At 70.2% G+C, this 18,805-nt stretch carries 16 protein-coding genes; 12 read left to right on the plus strand and 4 right to left on the minus strand.

Annotation, left to right across the window (positions count from 1 at the left end):
* Positions 1 to 81: 81 nt before the first annotated feature.
* The 7 genes from nuoH to nuoN are packed head-to-tail and all read left to right on the plus strand — an operon-like array spanning position 82 to position 8,411.
* Positions 82 to 1,434, plus strand: a complete 1,353-nt coding sequence (nuoH, locus tag GUY61_RS08410) for an NADH-quinone oxidoreductase subunit NuoH (protein WP_166629457.1) — start codon at positions 82 to 84, stop codon at positions 1,432 to 1,434.
* A complete protein-coding gene (gene nuoI, locus GUY61_RS08415; protein ID WP_166629441.1) occupies positions 1,427 to 2,044 on the plus strand; it encodes an NADH-quinone oxidoreductase subunit NuoI in 618 nt (205 codons plus the stop codon). The genes nuoH and nuoI overlap by 8 nt, the downstream gene beginning before the upstream one ends.
* A complete protein-coding gene (locus GUY61_RS08420; protein ID WP_166629442.1) occupies positions 2,041 to 2,883 on the plus strand; it encodes an NADH-quinone oxidoreductase subunit J in 843 nt (280 codons plus the stop codon). Before nuoI ends, GUY61_RS08420 begins: the two co-directional genes overlap by 4 nt.
* Entirely contained in the window at positions 2,880 to 3,179 is a 300-nt protein-coding gene (nuoK, locus tag GUY61_RS08425; RefSeq protein WP_166629443.1) for an NADH-quinone oxidoreductase subunit NuoK, read from the plus strand. The genes GUY61_RS08420 and nuoK overlap by 4 nt, the downstream gene beginning before the upstream one ends.
* A 15-nt stretch (positions 3,180 to 3,194) precedes the next feature.
* The gene (gene nuoL / locus GUY61_RS08430) at positions 3,195 to 5,144 is read left to right on the plus strand and encodes an NADH-quinone oxidoreductase subunit L (RefSeq protein WP_166629444.1); all 1,950 of its coding nucleotides are present in this window, start codon (positions 3,195 to 3,197) and stop codon (positions 5,142 to 5,144) included.
* A gap of 4 nt (positions 5,145 to 5,148) precedes the next feature.
* Positions 5,149 to 6,759 carry an NADH-quinone oxidoreductase subunit M gene (locus GUY61_RS08435; protein WP_166629445.1) on the plus strand — a complete coding sequence of 537 codons (1,611 nt, stop codon included), beginning with the start codon at positions 5,149 to 5,151 and terminating at the stop codon, positions 6,757 to 6,759.
* Positions 6,756 to 8,411 carry an NADH-quinone oxidoreductase subunit NuoN gene (nuoN, locus tag GUY61_RS08440; RefSeq protein ID WP_166629446.1) on the plus strand — a complete coding sequence of 552 codons (1,656 nt, stop codon included), beginning with the start codon at positions 6,756 to 6,758 and terminating at the stop codon, positions 8,409 to 8,411. Before GUY61_RS08435 ends, nuoN begins: the two co-directional genes overlap by 4 nt.
* A 103-nt stretch (positions 8,412 to 8,514) precedes the next feature.
* Here the strand turns inward: nuoN and GUY61_RS08445 are convergent, their stop codons facing one another.
* Together GUY61_RS08445 and fahA are read right to left on the minus strand one after the other, a co-directional pair.
* Positions 8,515 to 9,129, minus strand: a complete 615-nt coding sequence (locus GUY61_RS08445) for a Uma2 family endonuclease (RefSeq protein ID WP_166629447.1) — start codon at positions 9,127 to 9,129, stop codon at positions 8,515 to 8,517.
* Between the two features lie 152 nt (positions 9,130 to 9,281).
* Positions 9,282 to 10,517 (minus strand): fumarylacetoacetase, encoded by a 1,236-nt coding sequence (fahA, locus tag GUY61_RS08450; RefSeq protein ID WP_166629448.1) that lies wholly within the window; start codon positions 10,515 to 10,517, stop codon positions 9,282 to 9,284.
* Positions 10,518 to 10,743: 226 nt separating this feature from the next.
* On the opposite strand from fahA, the gene GUY61_RS08455 reads away from it, so the two are divergent.
* The 5 genes from GUY61_RS08455 (at position 10,744) to GUY61_RS08475 (ending at position 16,494) form a co-directional block, all read left to right on the plus strand.
* Positions 10,744 to 11,547, plus strand: a complete 804-nt coding sequence (locus GUY61_RS08455; protein WP_398954733.1) for an HAD family hydrolase — start codon at positions 10,744 to 10,746, stop codon at positions 11,545 to 11,547.
* A 223-nt stretch (positions 11,548 to 11,770) separates the two neighbouring features.
* Positions 11,771 to 12,781, plus strand: coding sequence for a polyprenyl synthetase family protein (locus GUY61_RS08460; RefSeq protein ID WP_166629450.1), 1,011 nt, complete (start codon positions 11,771 to 11,773; stop codon positions 12,779 to 12,781).
* Positions 12,782 to 13,247: 466 nt separating this feature from the next.
* Positions 13,248 to 14,504, plus strand: coding sequence for an outer membrane lipoprotein carrier protein LolA (locus GUY61_RS08465; RefSeq protein ID WP_166629451.1), 1,257 nt, complete (start codon positions 13,248 to 13,250; stop codon positions 14,502 to 14,504).
* Between the two features lie 81 nt (positions 14,505 to 14,585).
* Positions 14,586 to 15,548: an ABC transporter ATP-binding protein gene (locus GUY61_RS08470; protein ID WP_166629452.1), complete on the plus strand. Its 963-nt coding sequence runs from the start codon at positions 14,586 to 14,588 to the stop codon at positions 15,546 to 15,548.
* Positions 15,535 to 16,494, plus strand: coding sequence for an ABC transporter permease (locus GUY61_RS08475; protein ID WP_166629453.1), 960 nt, complete (start codon positions 15,535 to 15,537; stop codon positions 16,492 to 16,494). Before GUY61_RS08470 ends, GUY61_RS08475 begins: the two co-directional genes overlap by 14 nt.
* Before the next feature lie 25 nt (positions 16,495 to 16,519).
* Here GUY61_RS08475 and GUY61_RS08480 read toward each other — a convergent pair whose 3' ends face one another.
* Together GUY61_RS08480 and GUY61_RS08485 are read right to left on the minus strand one after the other, a co-directional pair.
* Positions 16,520 to 17,068, minus strand: a complete 549-nt coding sequence (locus tag GUY61_RS08480) for a flavodoxin family protein (RefSeq protein ID WP_166629454.1) — start codon at positions 17,066 to 17,068, stop codon at positions 16,520 to 16,522.
* A gap of 112 nt (positions 17,069 to 17,180) precedes the next feature.
* Positions 17,181 to 18,566 (minus strand): M28 family metallopeptidase, encoded by a 1,386-nt coding sequence (locus GUY61_RS08485; RefSeq protein ID WP_166629455.1) that lies wholly within the window; start codon positions 18,564 to 18,566, stop codon positions 17,181 to 17,183.
* Positions 18,567 to 18,805 lie beyond the last annotated feature (239 nt).

An 18,805-nucleotide genomic window follows, 5' to 3' on the forward strand; every position in this document is an offset into this window, starting at 1 on the left:
GCCGGGCGTCCGTCCGGCCAAGCCCGTACCGGAGGTGCGCGCGTGACCGCCCTCGCTCAACTCTCGGGGACCCCGCAGGGGATGCTCGCCGCCGAGGACCTGTCGATGTTCGGCACGGACCCGTGGTGGCTCGTCGTCGTCAAGGCGGTCTTCTGCTTCGCGTTCCTGATGCTGACCGTGCTGTTCTCCATCGTCTGGGAGCGCAAGGTCGTCGCCTGGATGCAGCTGCGCATCGGGCCGAACCGGCACGGGCCCTGGGGCATGCTGCAGTCCCTCGCGGACGGCATCAAGCTGATGCTCAAGGAGGACCTGGTCGTCAAACGGGCGGACAAGGTCGTGTACGTCCTTGCTCCGATCGTCGCCGCGATCCCCGCCTTCATGGCCATCGCCGTGATCCCCTTCGGCCCGGCCGGCAACGAGGTCTCGATCTTCGGCCAGCGCACCACGATGCAGCTCACCGACCTGCCGGTGGCGATGCTGTACATCCTGGCGGTCGCCTCGGTCGGCATCTACGGCATCGTGCTCGCCGGCTGGTCCTCCGGATCGACGTACCCGCTGCTGGGCGGGCTCCGCTCCGTCGCGCAGATGATCTCCTACGAGATCGCGATGGGTGCCGCGTTCGCCTCGGTCTTCCTCTACTCCGGGTCGATGTCGACCTCGGCGATCGTCGAGTCCCAGCAGGACCGCTGGTACATCCTGCTGCTGCCGGTGTCGTTCCTGATCTACATCGTGACGATGGTCGGCGAGACCAACCGCGCCCCCTTCGACATGCCGGAGTCCGAGGGCGACCTCGTCGGCGGCTTCAACACCGAGTACTCGTCCATCAAGTTCGCGATGTTCATGCTCGCCGAGTACGTGAACATGGTGACGGTCTCCGCGGTCGCGACCACCCTCTTCCTGGGCGGCTGGCGGGCCCCGTGGCCGGTCAGCACCTTCTGGGAGGGCGCGAACCACGGCTGGTGGCCGATGCTCTGGTTCACCGTCAAGGTGCAGTTGCTGCTGTTCTTCTTCATCTGGCTGCGCGGCACGCTCCCGCGCGTCCGCTACGACCAGCTGATGAAGCTGGGCTGGAAGGTCCTCATCCCCGTCTCGGTGGTGTGGCTGATGCTGGTCGCCACCGTCCGGGCCCTGCGCAACGAGAACTACGACTTCCAGGAGATCGCCCTCTACGTCGGCGGCGCGGTCCTGGTGGTGCTGCTGCTCACGTTCGTCGTGGACGTCTTCCGCGACAAGAAGGACAAGGCGGAGGCCGAGGCCAGGGCCGCGGCCGAGCCCGCGGCCTTCGACCCGATGGCCGGCGGATACCCCGTGCCGCCGCTGCCGGGACAGACCCTGCCACCGGTGCCGCGCAGGCGGTCGCGCCAGGAGCGCGAACTGATTGCCAGTGGTGGGCCGGACACCGCGAGTGACGGAAAGGAGGCCGACGATGTCTGAGGCGAAGAACCCGGTGGCCGGCTTCGGCGTGACCTTCAAGGCCATGTTCAAGAAGCGGCTCACCGAGCAGTATCCGGAGGAGAAGAAGCCCACCGCCTCGCGTTTCCACGGCCGTCACCAGCTGAACCGGCATCCGGACGGCCTGGAGAAGTGCATCGGGTGCGAGCTGTGCGCCTGGGCGTGTCCCGCCGACGCCATCTATGTGGAGGGCGCCGACAACACGGACGAGGAGCGCTACTCGCCGGGCGAGCGCTACGGCCGCGTCTATCAGATCAATTATCTGCGCTGCATCCTGTGCGGACTGTGTGTCGAGGCCTGCCCCACCCGTGCGCTGACGATGACCAATGAATACGAACTGGCCGACCGCACCCGCGAGTCACTGATCTATACGAAGGAAGAGCTGCTCGCCGGTCTCGAGGAGGGGATGGTCGACAGCCCCCACTCGATCTTCCCCGGCACGGACGAGCAGGACTACTACCGGGGCCTGGTGACGGAGGCCGCGCCGGGGACGGTGCGGCAGACGGCGGTGTCCAAGGGGGAGCGGCCCCAGGAGGCCGCCTCCACCTTCGGCCCCGAGGAACCGGCGTCGGAGAAGGTGATCGGCGCATGAACTCCCTGACCACCGCCGCCGGCACGACGTCGACGGGCGAGGCCGTTCAGTTCTGGATCCTCGGAGTCGTCGCGGTGCTCGGCGCGCTGAGCACGGTGCTGATGAAGAGGGCCGTGCACAGCGCACTGTCCCTCGCCGGCACGATGATCATTCTGGCGGTCTTCTACCTCGCCAACGGTGCCTACTTCCTGGGCATCGTCCAGATCGTCGTCTACACCGGCGCGATCATGATGCTGTTCCTCTTCGTGGTCATGCTCGTCGGCGTCACCGCCGCCGACTCCCTGAAGGAGACCCTCAAGGGGCAGCGCTGGCTGGCGGCCCTGTGCGGCCTCGGCTTCGGTGTCCTGCTGATCGCCGGCATCGGCAACGCCTCGCTGAAGAACTTCAACGGCCTGGGCGAGGCCAACGGCGCCTACGGCGGAAACGTGGAGGGCATCGCCCAGAAGCTCTTCACCGACTACATCTTCGCCTTCGAGATCACCGGCGCCCTGCTGATCACCGCCTCCGTCGGCGCGATGCTGCTCACCCACCGCGAGCGCACCGAACGCGCCCGGACCCAGCGGGAGCTGGCCGAGCTCCGGGTCCGCGAGGGCAAGCAGCTGCCGCCGCTGCCCGCCCCCGGTGTCTACGCCCGGCACAACGCCGTCGACATCGCGGGCCTGCTGCCGGACGGCACACCGTCCGAACTCACCGTCAACAAGACCCTGCGGGCCCGCGGCCAGATCCGCGACGTGTCCACCGAGGCGCTGAACGACCTCAAGGCGCTCGAGCGGAGCGCCGAGGAGCGGCTCGGCCGGGACCGCAACGGCACGGTCAGGGAAGGGGAGGCCGCCAAGTGAATCCGGTCAACTACCTGTATCTCGCCTCCCTGCTGTTCACGATCGGCGCGGCGGGAGTGCTCATCAGGCGCAACGCCATCGTCGTCTTCATGTGCATCGAGCTGATGCTCAACGCCTGCAACCTGGCGCTGGTCGCCTTCTCACGCATGCACGGCAACCTGGACGGGCAGATCGTCGCGTTCTTCACGATGGTCGTCGCCGCGGCCGAGGTCGTGGTCGGCCTGGCGATCATCGTGACGCTGTTCCGTTCCCGCCACTCGGCCTCGGTCGACGACGCCAGCCTGATGAAGCTCTGAGGGGTCGGAAGAATCGTGGAGAACTTGATTGCGCTGCTGGTCGCGGCGCCCTTGCTCGGAGCGGCCGTGCTGCTGTGCGGCGGGCGGCGGCTGGACCGCACCGGACACTGGATCGGCACGCTGCTGGCGGCCGTCTCCTTCGTGATCGGGACGGTGCTCTTCGCCGACATGCTGGGCCGGGGGGCCGAGGACCGCGCCCTGCACCAGCACCTGTTCAGCTGGATCCCGGTCGAGGGCTTCCAGGCGGACATCGCCTTCCAGCTCGACCAACTGTCGATGACCTTCGTCCTGCTGATCAGCGGCGTCGGAACGCTCATCCACCTGTACTCCGTGGGCTACATGGAGCACGACGAGCGCCGCCGACGCTTCTTCGGCTACCTGAACCTCTTCCTCGCGGCGATGCTGCTGCTCGTCCTCGCCGACAACTACCTCCTGCTGTACGTCGGCTGGGAGGGCGTCGGCCTCGCCTCCTACCTGCTCATCGGGTTCTGGCAGCACAAGCCGAGCGCGGCCACCGCCGCGAAGAAGGCGTTCCTCGTCAACCGCGTCGGCGACATGGGCCTGTCGATCGCGATCATGCTGATGTTCACGACCTTCGGGACCTTCGCCTTCACGCCGGTGCTCGGCGCGACGGAGGAGACCAGCGAGGCCATGCTCACCGGCATCGCGCTGATGCTGCTCCTCGCGGCCTGCGGCAAGTCGGCCCAGGTGCCGCTGCAGTCCTGGCTCGGGGACGCCATGGAGGGCCCGACCCCGGTCTCGGCCCTGATCCACGCGGCGACGATGGTGACCGCGGGCGTGTACCTCATCACCCGGTCCGGGGCGATCTTCAACGGCGCACCGGACGCGCAGCTGGCGGTCGTGATCGTCGGTGCGGTCACGCTCCTCTTCGGTGCGATCGTCGGTTGCGCGAAGGACGACATCAAGAAGGCACTGGCCGGCTCGACCATGTCGCAGATCGGCTACATGGTGCTGGCCGCCGGTCTCGGCCCGGTCGGCTACGCCTTCGCGATCATGCACCTGGTCACTCACGGCTTCTTCAAGGCCGGCCTGTTCCTCGGTGCCGGTTCGGTCATGCACGGCATGAACGACGAGGTCGACATGAGGAAGTACGGAGGCCTTCGCAAGTACATGCCGGTGACCTTCGTGACCTTCGGTCTGGGCTACCTCGCGATCATCGGCTTCCCGGGACTGTCCGGCTTCTGGTCCAAGGACAAGATCATCGAGGCGGCCTTCGCGCAGGAGAGCGACCTCAGGTCCTGGATCTTCGGTGGGGTCGCGCTGCTGGGCGCCGGAATCACGGCGTACTACATGACCCGGGTGATGATCATGACCTTTTTCGGCGAGGAGCGGTGGCGGGGCGCCCCGGCCCCCTCCCCGGACGCACCGGACGTGGAGCCCGCCGCCGAGACGGCCGGCGCGCACACCGAGCCGCACCCGCACGAGTCGCCCAAGTCCATGACGATCCCCATGATCGTGCTGGCCTTCGGCTCGGTCTTCGCCGGCGGTCTGTTCAGCATCGGCGATTCCTTCGTGAACTGGCTGGAGCCGGTCACGCAGTTCGAGCACCCGCACCCGGTGGTGAGCATTCCCGTCATCACCGCCGCCACCATCGTGGTGCTGCTCCTCGGAGTGGCGCTCGCCTGGGCGCAGTACGGCCGGCGCCCGGTGCCGATGACCGCCCCGCGCGGCTCGCTGCTCACCCGGGCCGCCCGCCGCGATCTGCTCCAGGACGACTTCAACCACGTGGTGCTGGTGCGCGGAGGGGAACACCTGACGCGCTCCCTGGTCTACGTCGACCACAAACTGGTCGACGGTGTCGTCAACGGCACCGCCGCCTCGGTCGGCGGACTGTCCGGCCGGCTGCGGAAACTGCAGAACGGCTACGCCCGCTCCTACGCGGTCTCGATGTTCGGGGGTGCGGCGGTCCTCATCGCCGCGACCCTGCTGATGAGGGCGGTGTGATCCGATGTCCTTCCTGCTGACAGCGACGGCCGCGGTCCCGGCGGTCGGGGCGGTCGCCACCGCCGCGGTGCCGGCCGCGCGCCGCACCGTCGCCAAGTGGCTCGCGCTGCTCGTCTCGCTCGCGACGCTCGCACTGGCCGCCGTCGTCTTCGTTCGCTTCGAACCCGGCGGCGACAGATACCAACTGACCGAGTCGCACGCCTGGATCGCCGACTTCGGTGTGCGCTACGAACTCGGGGTCGACGGCATCGCGGTCGCGCTGATCGCGCTGACGGCCCTGCTGATCCCGTTCATCGTCCTGGCCGGCTGGCACGACGCCGACCCCCTGGAGACGCAGAGCAGCCGGTGGCGGCCCACTCAGGGCTTCTTCGCGCTGATCCTGGCCGTCGAGGCGATGGTGATCATCTCCTTCGAGGCCACGGACGTCTTCCTCTTCTACATCTTCTTCGAAGCCATGCTCATCCCGATGTACTTCCTCATCGGCGGCTTCGGAGACCGGGCCCACGCCGCGCAGTTCGACGACTCCGTCGAGGGCGGCGAGGCCACGGCGGCCACCCAGCGCTCGTACGCCGCGGTGAAGTTCCTCCTGTACAACCTCGCGGGCGGACTGATCATGCTGGCCGCGGTGATCGGGCTGTACGCGGTCACGGCGGACGACCTCGGCACCGGGACCTTCTCGCTCCAGCAGATCACCGAGGCCCGCGCCTCGGGCGAGCTGAGCATGGCCACCGGCACCGAGCGGCTGCTCTTCCTCGGCTTCTTCTTCGCCTTCGCGGTGAAGGCGCCGCTGTGGCCGCTGCACACCTGGCTGCCCAACGCCATGGGCGAGTCCACCGCTCCCGTCGCGGTCCTCATCACGGCGGTCGTCGACAAGGTCGGCACCTTCGCGATGCTGCGCTTCTGCCTCCAGCTCTTCCCGGAGGCCTCGAAGTGGGCGACCCCGGTGATCCTGGTGCTGGCCGTGATCAGCATCATCTACGGGGCGCTGCTGGCCGTGGGACAGCGGGACATCAAGCGCCTGGTCGCCTACGCGTCGATCTCCCACTTCGGGTTCATCGTCCTGGGCATCTTCGCGATGACCAGCCAGGGCCAGTCCGGCGCCACGCTCTACATGGTCAACCACGGCATCTCCACCGCCGCGCTGATGCTGGTCGCCGGCTTCCTCATCTCGCGCCGCGGCTCGCGGCTCATCGCCGACTACGGCGGCGTGCAGAAGGTGGCCCCGGTGCTCGCCGGCACCTTCCTGATCGGCGGGCTCGCGACGCTGTCGCTGCCCGGACTCGCCCCCTTCATCAGCGAGTTCCTGGTGCTGGTGGGCACCTTCAGCCGCTACCCCGTCCTGGGCATCGTCGCGACCTTCGGCATCGTCCTGGCCGCGCTCTACACCCTGGTGCTCTACCAGCGCACGATGACCGGACCGGTGAGGCCCGAGGTCTCCGCGATGCCCGATCTGCGGGTCCGGGAGCTGGTGGTCATCACCCCGCTCATCGCACTGCTGATCTTCCTCGGCGTGTATCCGAAGCCGGTCACCGATGTCGTCAACCCGGCCGTGACACACACCCTGTCCGATGTCCAGAAGAAGGACCCCCAGCCCGAGGTGGAGGCGGCCAAGTGAGCGCACAATCCGCTGTCCACAGCCTGTGGACAGTCGCAGCGGCCGAACCGATCGACAAGATCCCGGCCCCCGACATCGAGTACGGGCAGCTGTCGCCCACGCTCATCGTGCTCGGCGCCGCCGTGCTCGGCATCCTCGTCGAGGCCTTCGTGCCGCGCCGGGCCCGCTACTACGCCCAGGTGTTCCTCACCGTCATCGCGCTGGCCTCGGCCTTCGCCGCCGTGGTCGCACTCGCCGCCGGGGGGTACGGCACGACGAAGGCCGGGATCGCCGCGATGGGCGCCATCGCCGTGGACGGCCCGGCACTGTTCCTCCAGGGCACGATCCTGCTGGCCTCGCTGGTCGCCGTCTTCACCTTCGCCGAGCGCAGGCTCGACCCGGTGGTCCACGGCAACCGGGTCGACTCCTTCGCCGCCGAGGCGGCCGCCGTACCGGGCAGCGACGCCGAGAAAGCTGCGGTCAAGGCCGGGTTCACCACCACCGAGGTCTTCCCGCTGGCACTGTTCGCGGTCGGCGGCATGCTCGTCTTCCCCGCGGCCAACGACCTGCTGACGCTCTTCATCGCCCTGGAGGTCTTCTCGCTGCCGCTGTACCTGCTGTGCGCCCTGGCCCGCCGCCACCGGCTCATGTCGCAGGAGGCCGCGGTGAAGTACTTCCTGCTCGGCGCCTTCTCCTCCGCCTTCCTGCTGTTCGGCATCGCCCTGCTGTACGGCTACGCCGGCTCGATCTCGTACGCCAGGATCGCCGCCGTCGTCCAGGGAGACGTGACGCAGATCGACCCGGCGCTCGCCGACACCATGGGCAATGACGCGCTGCTGCTCATCGGCGCCGCGCTGCTGCTGATGGGCCTGCTCTTCAAGGTCGGCGCCGTCCCGTTCCACATGTGGACCCCGGACGTCTACCAGGGCGCGCCCACACCGGTGACCGGCTTCATGGCCGCGGGCACGAAGGTCGCGGCCTTCGGCGCGCTGCTGCGCCTGCTGTACGTCGTGCTGCCGGGCCTGACCTGGGACTGGCGGCCCGTCATGTGGGGTGTCGCGATCGTCACGATGGTGGGCGGCGCGATCGTCGCCGTCACCCAGACCGACGTGAAGCGGCTGCTGGCCTACTCCTCGATCGCCCACGCCGGGTTCATCCTCGCCGGTGTCATCGCGGCGACCCCCGACGGTGTCTCCTCGGTCCTCTTCTACCTCGCGGCGTACTCCTTCGTGACGATCGGCGCCTTCGCGGTCGTCACGCTGGTGCGGGACGCGGGCGGCGAGGCCACGCACCTGTCCAAGTGGGCAGGACTCGGGCGGCGTTCGCCGCTGGTGGCGGCGGTCTTCGCGGTGTTCCTGCTCGCCTTTGCCGGCATTCCGCTGACCAGTGGCTTCTCCGGCAAGTTCGCCGTCTTCAAGGCGGCGGCGGAGGGCGGCGCGGGTGCGCTGGTCGTGGTCGGCGTGGTCTCGTCCGCGATCGCCGCGTTCTTCTACATCCGGGTGATCGTGCTCATGTTCTTCAGCGAGCCGCAGCCCGAGGGCCCCTCGGTCGCCGTGCCCTCGCCACTGACGACGGCGGCGATCGCGGCGGGCGTGGTCGTGACCCTCGTCCTGGGCCTGGCCCCGCAGTACTTCCTGGACCTGGCCGGCCAGGCGGGCGTCTTCGTCCGCTGACCCCCCGCCGGGGCCGACACCGCCGGGCCCCGCACTCCCTGTTCACCCCAGGGGGTGCGGGGCCCGGCGCGTGCCCGCCGGTCCTCGCTACTCGCCGTCCTCGCTACTCGCCGTCCTCGGCCGAGTCCGACCGCCGGCGCGGCCTGATCGCGGTCAGGTCCAGGTCGAGGGGGAAGGGGACGGACACCTTCATCCGCTCGCGGAAGATGCCCACGCTGGTGTACGCGCCGGTGGTGGGCTCGAGCTCGAAGGCGTGCACCGCGGCGCGGCCCTTCTCGTTCTCGACCCGCCAGTAGTGGGGGATCTTCGCCCTGGCGTACTTGAGCGGCTTGGTCTCCCGGTCCCGGGACACGGAGTCGGGGGAGACGACCTCGACGGCCAGCACCACGGCGTCGGCCGGGAAGCGGGTCTGCTCCGGGTCCTCCAGGACGTCCCCGCGCACGACGGCCACGTCCGGCTCCGGGCGGTTCTGCCGGTCGATGTCGATGGTGAACTCGCGGACGACCTCCAGGTCCGCCGGCGCGACGGACTGGAGCTGCCACTTGAAGAAGCTCACGGCCCGTTCATGGAAAAGCGTCTGCGGAGACGCGAAGACCAGGCTCGCGTCGATCAGTTCCGTGTGCGGAGGCAGATCCGGAAGCAGGTCCAGATCGTCGGCGGTCCAGCCATCCTCGGGCGGGACGGGCCAGCCGGTGTTCGTGGTCTTCGGCACTCCCATGGGACGGAGTCTGGCCGGTACTTTCAGACTGTCGGCGGGAACGGGCAGGCCCCACACGTATGTGTGAGCGAGTGCCGTGTCCTTGACGGCGACGGCGCCGAACACGAAGGGCGGCTCCCGCGCGCAGCCTCGCGCGGGAGCCGCGGGGCGCGTCAGACGGCGGGGGCGATGCGGCCGGTGACCTCGCCCAGGCCGACCTTCGTGCCGTCGGGACCCGGCGCCCAGGCGGTCAGGGTCACCTCGTCGCCGTCCTCCAGGAAGGTCCGCTTGCCGTCGGGCAGTTCCAGCGGCTGCTGCCCGTTCCAGGTCAGCTCCAGCAGGGAGCCGCGCTGCCCGGGCTCGGGGCCGCTGACGGTGCCCGAGCCGTAGAGGTCGCCGGTGCGCAGCGAGGCGCCGTTCACGGTCATGTGCGCGAGCTGCTGGGCCGCCGTCCAGTACATGGTGGAGAACGGCGGCTCCGAGACGGTGTGCCCGTTGATCGCGACCGAGATCCTGAGGTCGTAGCCGCCGGGCTCCTCCTCGGCCGAGTCGTCGAGGTAGGGGAGCAGCCCGTGGGTGCGGGCCGGGGGCGCGACCAGGGCGGCGTCCAGGGCCTCCAGGGGGGTCACCCAGGCCGACACCGAGGTGGCGAAGGACTTGCCCAGGAACGGGCCGAGCGGCACGTACTCCCAGGCCTGGATGTCGCGCGCCGACCAGTCGTTGAGCAGGCTCAGCCCGAAGACGTGGTCGCGGAAGGCGGACAGCGGCACGGGCGAGCCCATCGGCGAGGGTGTCCCGACCACGAAACCGACCTCGGCCTCGATGTCCAGCTTGGCGGAGGGCCCGAAGACCGGCGCCGGGTCCGCCGGGGCCTTGCGCTGGCCGGACGGCCGTACGACCTCCGTGCCGGAGACGACGACCGTGCCCGAGCGGCCGTGGTAGCCGATCGGCAGATGCTTCCAGTTGGGGGTCAGCGGCTCGCCGTCCGGCCGGAAGATGCGGCCGACGTTGCCCGCGTGGTGCTCGCTCGCGTAGAAGTCGACGTAGTCGGCGACCTCGTACGGCAGGTGCAGCTCGACGCCGGAGAGCGGGTGCAGCAGCGGTTCGACGACCGGGCGGTGCGCCGGGACGGTCACCCACGCGGTCAGTGCCCGCCGCACGTCGCGCCAGGCGGTCCGCCCGGCCGCGAGCAGCGGGTCGAGGGAGGACTGCCTCAGCAGCGCGGCGTACGGCGATCCGAGCGCCACCGCGGCCGCGCCCACGTCCAGCACATGGCCGCCGAGCCGGACGCCGAGGCGCCGCCGGCCCGGGTCCCCGGGGTCCCCGGGAACGCTGAAGACTCCGTAGGGCAGGTTGTGCGGACCGAAGGGGTCTCCCTCGGGCAACTCGAGCGGGCTCTGCTCGGGCATGGGGTGCTGCCTCGCTTTCGACTTCCACTCCACGACGGCCCGGCGACTTCCTCGACGCCGGCCGTGGGACACGTTACGTCGGTGTTGCGCGGGGCGGCAGGGGCACTCGGCACCGCGGCGGCGGGCCGCGCCGGGGCCCGCCAGCATCCGCCAGCCCCTCCGCCAGGGTCGGCTGCGGGAAGACCGCGACACGCCCGGGCGCGGGGGCCCTATCGTGTGCCGGGTGATCAAAGCACTTCCGTACCGCCTCATCGCCACCGACCTCGACGGCACCCTGCTGCGCACCGGTGACCTCGTCTCCGCGCGCACCCGCGCCGCCCTCGCCGCCGCCGGGCGGGCGGGGGCCCGGCACATCGTGGTGACCGGCCGCCCCGTGGCGCAGGTGCGGGAGCTGCTGACCGACCTGGGGTACGAGGGCCTGGTGGTCTGCGGGCAGGGCGCCCAGGTGTACGACACCGGGACGGAGCGGATGGTGGCCGCGGCCACCCTGGAACTGGAGGTCGCCGAGACCGCGCTCGGCAAGATCGAGGCGGAGACCGGGCTGCTCTTCGCCGCCGTCAACCAGGCGGGGTCCTGCGGGGAGACCCTGATGGAGCCCGGATACGAGGCTCCGCACCCGGGGCTGCCGGCCCTGCGGGTGGAGCGCCGCGAGGAGCTGTGGGCCGAGCCGATCATGAAGGTCCTGGTCCGGCATCCGGCTTTCGGCGACGACGAGCTCGTCGCCCTCGCCCGCGCCGTCGCCGGTGATCTGGTGGACGTGACCATGGCCGGTCCCGGCACCGTGGAGCTCCAGCCGCGCGGAGTCAACAAGGCGACCGGTCTGGCCGCCGCCGCCGAGCACATGGAGATCGCTCCGGAGGCGGCCATCGCCTTCGGGGACATGCCCAACGACGTTCCGATGTTCCTGTGGTCGGGGCACTCAGTGGCCATGGCCAACGCCCACCCCGAGCTCAAGGCCGTGGCCGACGAGATCACGGTGTCCAACGAGGAGGACGGGGTCGCCGAGGTCCTGGAGCGGGTGTACGGCTGACCGGCGGCGGGCACGCGCCTGCCAGGGGTGCGGGCCGTTCCCGCACCCGGTGGCCGATGGCCGTCCGGGAGCTTTGGGAACATACCGGCGTCGATCGGCACATCCTCCGGAGTCGCACGACGGCCGCCCATGGTGATCGAAAGCCGACCGGATACGCTGACTTGAGTGGAGCAGCCGACACATCGACAATCCGTGTGATCATCAGCAGACAGGAGTACCCCTCGTGACCGTCGTCGGGCCATTCGGGCTGAGCGTGCGGGACCAGGCTCTTGAAGCCGATGTCCAGGCCGGATTGGCGGCTGTCGAGGAGGGTCTGCTCGAAGCCACCAAGAGCAGCGTGCCCTTCATCACCGAGGCCGCGCAGCACCTCGTACGGGCCGGCGGCAAGCGTTTCAGGCCGCTGCTGACGATGCTGGCCGCGCAGTTCGGCGATCCCTACGCACCCGGGATCGTGCCCTCCGCCGTGGTCGTCGAGCTGACGCACCTGGCGACGCTGTACCACGACGACGTCATGGACGAGGCGGACGTGCGGCGCGGGGTGCCCAGTGCCAACACCCGGTGGGGCAACTCGGTCGCCGTGCTGACCGGTGACTTCCTCTTCGCCCGGGCCTCGCACATCCTGGCCGATCTCGGGCCCGAGGCCGTGCGTATCCAGGCCGAGGCCTTCGAACGGCTGGTGACCGGGCAGATCCTGGAGACGGCGGGACCGCAGGACGGCCGCGACCCGGTCGATCACTACCTCGACGTCCTCTCCGGCAAGACCGGCTCGCTGGTCGCCGTGTCCGGGCGGTTCGGGGCGATGATGTCCGGTGCCGACGAGACCGTGGTCGACGTGCTGACGCAGTACGGGGAACGGCTCGGCGTGGCGTTCCAGCTCGCGGACGACCTCCTGGACATCGCGAGCGACAGCCACGAGTCCGGCAAGACACCCGGCACCGATCTGCGAGAGGGCATCTCCACGCTGCCCGTGCTGCGGCTGCGGGAGCGGGCCGCGGCCCAGGGGCTGGCCGAGGACCTGGAGCTGTGCGCACTGCTCGACGGGGACCTCGGTGACGACGGCAGGCTCGCGGAGGTGCTCCGCAGGCTGCGCGAGCATCCGGCGCTGGAGCAGGCGCGCAGGGACACCCTGCGGTACGCCGAGGAGGCACGGGCCGTTCTGGCACCGCTGCCGGAGTGCTTCGCGAAGACCGCGCTGGCGGAGATGTGCGACGCGGTGGTGCACCGCGCGGGCTGACACCCCGCCCGTTCCCCCCCTTTTTTTTGGGGCTCGGTTCGCCTCCGGGGCGCTGAAGCCTGCGCCGACGGTCGATCGTGCTCGGCCACTCGTTCCCCGTTTTTTGGGGGCTCGGTTCGCCTCCGGGGCGCTGAAGCCTGCGCCGACGGTCGATCGTGCTCGGCCACTCGTACCTCGCGGCCTGTGCGCGTTCTCCCTTTCGGCGCAGGCGCGCCCCTTCGGCTCACTCGCCCGCGGGCAACCCCGAGGTGCCGGGGGTGTCGCCCCAATCCGGAGGGGGAGGCACCGCTCCGTTGTGTCATCCCCCAGCAGTACGCGGAGTTGATCCCCCGGTCTGACGCTTGTCGCCGTGTGTTTTGGTCAACTTGAGTCAACCATCCCAGACCAATTCGGGTGAGAATGGCGGCGTGGGGTGGACGAGTGCAGAGATGACGAACCGCCGCCGACCACGGAGGTAGGGCACACAATGGCACCGAACGACAGCACACTGACCCCCGGAGACGACGGGGCGGCCGCGGACGACGTGGCGGGGCGCCGCAAGGCGGTTCGCTATGTGGTGCCGGTCGCGGTGGCGGGGGTGGCGGCGGCGACCATCGGTCTCGTCCCGGCGCTCGCCGACTCCGGTGACCCGGATCTGCCGAAGATCACCGCGCAGGAACTCATCGAGAGGATCGCCGAGTCGGACACCGAGCAGCTGTCCGGCACGGTGAAGATCAGCACCGACCTGGGGCTTCCCTCGTTCGGCGGCGCGCTGAACAGCCTGGTTCCCGAGGCGGAGGGCGGCTCGGGCAGCACCGCCGACCCGGAGGCGAAGCTGATGGAGCTGGCCTCCGGCACGCACACCCTCCGCGTCGCGGTGGACGGCCCGGACAGGCAGCGGCTGTCCATCCTGGACGAGACCTCGGAGTTCAGCCTCGTCCACAACGGCAAGGACGTGTGGGCGTACGACAGTGCCACCAACGAGGTCGTGCACTCCACGGCGCCCGAGGAGGCCGGGAAGGAGAAGGGCAAGGGCGAGAAGCTGCCCGAGGAGTTCCCCTCCACCCCGCGGGAGCTCGCCGAGGAGGCTCTGAAGGCCGTCGACGACACCACCTCCGTGACGGTGCCGGGCACGGCTAAGGTCGCCGGCCGTGACGCGTACCAGCTGCGCATCGCGCCCAGGCAGGCCGGCTCCACCATCGACTCGATCCGGATCGCGGTCGACGCGAAGACGGGCGTGCCGCTGAAGTTCACCCTCAGCCCGGCCGGTGGCGGCAAGGCCGTGATCGACGCCGGCTTCACCAAGGTGGACTTCTCCAAGCCCGCCGCGAGCACCTTCGACTTCAGCCCGCCCAAGGGCGCGAAGGTGACCGAGGCCGACGAGGCGGAGGCGGAGAAGGGCCTCGGCAAGGACTTCGAGAAGGAGTTCGGCGAGGGCTTCAAGGACGGCGCCGGCGTGGAGGACCACGAGGACGTCCAGGGGCCGAACATCATCGGCGAGGGCTGGACGGCGATCGCCGAGTTCGAGTCCCCCGGCGGCGAGGGTCTCAGCGTTCCGGAGGACGGCGAAATCCCTGCGGAGGCACAGGGCCTGCTGGACTCCCTGGGTGACAAGGTCACCGGCAAGTTCGGCTCGGGCACGGTCTTCAGCACGCGGCTGATCAACGCCCTCGTCACCGAGGACGGCAAGATGTACGTCGGCGCGGTCACCAAGGACGCGCTGGTCGACGCCGCGAACAGGTAGCCGCACCGCGGACCGTGGGGGCGGGCGGACGACCGCCGCCCCCGCGGAAGGTGACGGCAGGACAGCATCGAACGGAGCGGAATGCCGGAGTCGGAGCCGGAGCGGGAGACCGGGGCCGTGATCGAGACGCGGGGGCTCACCAAGAGATACCGGGGCGGGCAGCTCGCGGTCGACGGCCTGGACCTCAGTGTCCCCGGCGGCAGCGTCTTCGGCTTCCTGGGGCCCAACGGCTCCGGGAAGACCACGACCATCCGCATGCTGATGGGACTGATCGAACCGACCTCGGGAACCGCCCGGCTGCTCGGCCGGCCCATGCCGCGCGCCGCCCGCGCCGTACTACCGCAGGTCGGCGCGCTCATCGAAGGACCCGCGCTGTACGGCTTCCTGTCCGGGCGGGACAACCTGCTGCGCTACGACAGTGCCGACCCGACGGCCGACCCGCGGACCCGCCGGGCCCGTGTCGCCTCCGCCCTCGACCGGGTCGGGCTGACCTCGGCCGCGGGCAAGAAGGCCAAGGCCTACTCGCTCGGCATGAAGCAGCGGCTCGGCCTCGCGGCGGCCCTGCTCCAGCCGCGCCGGCTGCTGGTCCTGGACGAGCCCACCAACGGCCTCGACCCCCAGGGCATGCGCGAGATCCGTTCCCTCGTCAGGGAACTGGCCGCCGAGGGCACCACCGTCTTCCTCTCCTCCCATCTGCTCGACGAGATCGAACAGGTCTGCACGCACGCCGCCGTGATGAACCGCGGGCGGCTGGTCGTCCAGGGCCCGGTGGCCGAACTCGCCGCGGGAACCCGCGGCCGGCTGGCCGTGACGACCCCCGACACCGCCGAGGCGGTACGGATCCTGAAGGAACTCGGCGTCCAGGACCTGGTGGCCGCCGAGGACCGGGTGACGGGGGACCCGCCGGCGGACACCGATCCCGCCGACCTCAACTCCGCGCTCGTCCGGGCCGGTGTGCGGGTACGCGCCTTCGGTATGGAGCGGGCCTCGCTGGAGGACGCCTTTGTCGCACTCACCGGGGAGGGCTTCGATGTCGCGGGCTGATGCGGCGACGGCGCCCGGCGGGAAACCGGGCGGGACCGGAACGGACGTCGAGGAACCTGCCGCACCCGCCGCACCTGGACCGCGGCCGGCGCGGCCGGTGAGCGCGCTGTGGACCTTCGGCCTGATCCGCAGCGAGCTGGTCACCGTCTTCCGGCGCTGGCGGACCCTCGCGCTGCTCGGCGTACTCGCCGCCGTGCCGGTGCTGGTCGGTGTCGCCGTCAGGATCGAGACCGGGGACGGTGGCTCGGTGGGCGGAGGAGGGCCCGAGGGCGGGGGTCCCGCCTTCATCGCGCAGATCACCAACAACGGTCTTTTCCTGGTCTTCACCTCGCTCGCGGCCACGCTGCCCTTCTTCCTGCCCATGTCCGTCGGTGTCGTCGCGGGTGACGCGGTGGCCGGCGAGGCCAACGCCGGAACGCTGCGCTACCTGCTGGTCGCGCCCGCCGGGCGCACCCGGCTGCTGCTCGCCAAGTACGCCGCGACGCTGGGGTTCTGTCTGGCCGCCACCCTGGTGGTGGCTGCCTCGGCGCTGGCCGTCGGCGCCCTGCTGTTCCCCGTCGGCGACGTGGTGACCATCTCAGGGACCACGATCACCTTCGGCGAGGGGCTGCTGCGCGCCCTGGTCGTCGCCGGGGTGGTGGCGGCCTCGCTCGTCGGCGTGGCCGCGATCGGGCTGTTCGTCTCGACCCTGACGAACAGCGGGATCGGGGCGATGGCGGCGACCGTGGGTCTGCTGATCACCGTCCAGATCCTCGACGCGATCCCGCAGCTCGACGCCGTCCACCCCTATCTCTTCTCGCACCACTGGCTGTCCTTCGCCGATCTGCTGCGCGAGCCGGTCCAATGGGACGGGATCCTCGACAACCTCGGACTGCAGGCGCTCTACGCGGGGGTGTTCGGCTCGGCGGCCTGGGCCCGTTTCACGACGAAGGACATCTCGGCGTAGCGTGCGACGCGCGGCCCGGTGCCTCTCAGTGGAAGAACGTCTTGGCGCGGCGCAGCGCGTCCTCGTCCCCCAGGACATCCTTCGGCCTGTTGCCGCGCCCCAGCAGCGCCCCGCCGAACGGCATCCCCATGTAGGCCGCTGATCTGCGAAGCGTCCCCACCAGCGGCTCGGCGTCGCGGAGATCGGTGCCGGCGAGCGCGCTGACGCCCCACAGGGTGCGCCCGGCCATCCGCTGTCTGAAGTCCACGCCAGGCACGCGCATCCAGGCCGCCCAGTGGTCCAGGTAGCGCTTGGCGTCGGCGGACACGCTGTACCAGTACAGCGGGGACACGATGACGAGGTCGGTAGCGTCCAGCGTCGCGTCGAGCAGCAGGGCGGCGGCGCCCTCGGGCGCCGGCCACGTGCCGTCGCCCTCGTGGCGTATGTCCTCGAAGTCCGGGAGCGGATGGTCACGCAGCCGCAGCCAGCGCAGCCGCACATCGGGCGGGAGCTGCTCGGCCGCCCGGCGGGCCAGGAGCTCGCTGTTGCTCTCGGTGCGGCTGCTCGCCAGCAGGAACAGAAAACTGCGGGCCATGGGGACCTACTCCCTGGGTCGGGGACCGGACAACCAGCTGCATGCGTGTGCAGTATATGCATACGCATGCAGCTGCCGGGATCCGCCAGGAGAGTGAACCCGCGGGTCCGTGTCAGAAGGTCAGCTTCCAGCTGTCGATGTAGCCCGTGTCCTGCGCGGCCACGTCCTGGACCCGCAACTGCCAGTTCCCCTCCGCCGTCTCACCGGACGCGTCGACCGTGTACGTGGCGATCACGTTGTCCGCGGAGTCCGAGCTGCTGGAGTTCTTCAGCCGGTAGGCGGTGCCGTCCGGAGCGAGCAGATCGACGACCAGGTCACCCCGCCAGGTGTGCTTGATGTCCACGCCGACCCTGAGCGTCGCGGGCGCGTTCCCCGTGCGGCCCGAGACGGACAGCGGGGAGGTCACCGCCGCCCCGTTGTCCGGGATCGAGACGTCGGTCGTCGTCTCGTACGACTCGCCGGGCGGCAGCGGTTCCGCGGTGCCCAGCGTCCAGACGGCGTGGGCGAGCGCGTCGCTGTTGCGGTCCAGTGCGGTGTCGTCGATGTTCGAGGTCGAGTCGCAGGAGGAGTGGTAGCAGCGGTCGAAGGCCAGCCCGGACGTCCCGCCCCACTTCGCCGCCTGCGCCGCGGTCTTCGTGTTGCTGGCTCCCGTGAACAGGCCGCCCACCGGTATGCCCGCGTTCTTGAAGGAGGCGTGGTCGGAGCGGCCGTCGCCCTCGGTCTCGATCTCCGTGGGAACGCCGATGCCCGTGAACCAGTTCTTGAAGACCGTCTCGATGGCCGGGTCGTCGTCGTACACGAAGTAACCGGCGTTCGGCGAGCCCACCATGTCGAGGTTGATGTACGCCGAGATCTTCGAACGGTCGGTGGAGGAGAGGCTGTTGACGTAGTACCGCGAGCCGACGAGCCCCAGCTCCTCCGCGCCCCACCAGGCGAACCGCAGGTGCTTCGTGGGCTGGAGCTGCGCGCGGGAGACGGCCAGCGCGGTCTCCAGCACGGCGGCCGATCCCGAGCCGTTGTCGTTGATGCCGGCGCCCGAGGTGACCGAGTCGAGGTGCGCCCCGGCCATCACGATCTGGTCGGCGTCGCCGCCCGGCCAGTCGGCGATCAGGTTGTAGCCGGTCGAGCCGGAGGAGGTGAACTGCTGGACGGTGGTGGTGAACCCGGCGGCGTCCAGCTGGGACTTCACATAGTTCACGGACGCCTGGTAACCGGCGCGGCCGTGCGCCCGGTTGCCGCCGTTGGCGGTGGCGATCGACTGGAACTGCGTGAGGTGCGCCTTGACGTTGGAGAGAGGGATGTCCGGTGCGGCGAGGACTTCCGCGTCCGCGGAGGCGTGGGGGACGGAGGCGGAAGCCCTGCCGGTGGACGCCTCGGGAACGGGGGCCGCGGAGGCGACGACCGGTGCGGCGAGCAGGCCCGCCAGGGCGGTCATGGCCACGGCGGCCAGGCGTCTGGACGACTTGGACGGGGGCAGGCCGAATCTCAGGTGTGTCATGTGGGGGGACTCCGCACTTTCTCGTTGATGGATACCGAACGGGCCTGGAACGGTGCGAACGAGACGCCCCGCGGACCGTGAGCCGGTTCCTCGGGGCGGTGGAGCTGTGCGTGTGCTCTGTACGCGTGCGGGGTGGTGCGGGGTGGCGCGTGCCTGATGTTCAGCCAGATGTTGATGCCCCGTCAAGAGCTGTATCCGGTCAGGACGGTCCGGATATCGGACTAGAGGGTGGAGGAGGG

The sequence above is a fragment of the Streptomyces sp. GC420 genome (genome assembly GCF_009916105.1).
In the GTDB taxonomy this organism is placed as follows: Bacteria; Actinomycetota; Actinomycetes; order Streptomycetales; family Streptomycetaceae; genus Streptomyces.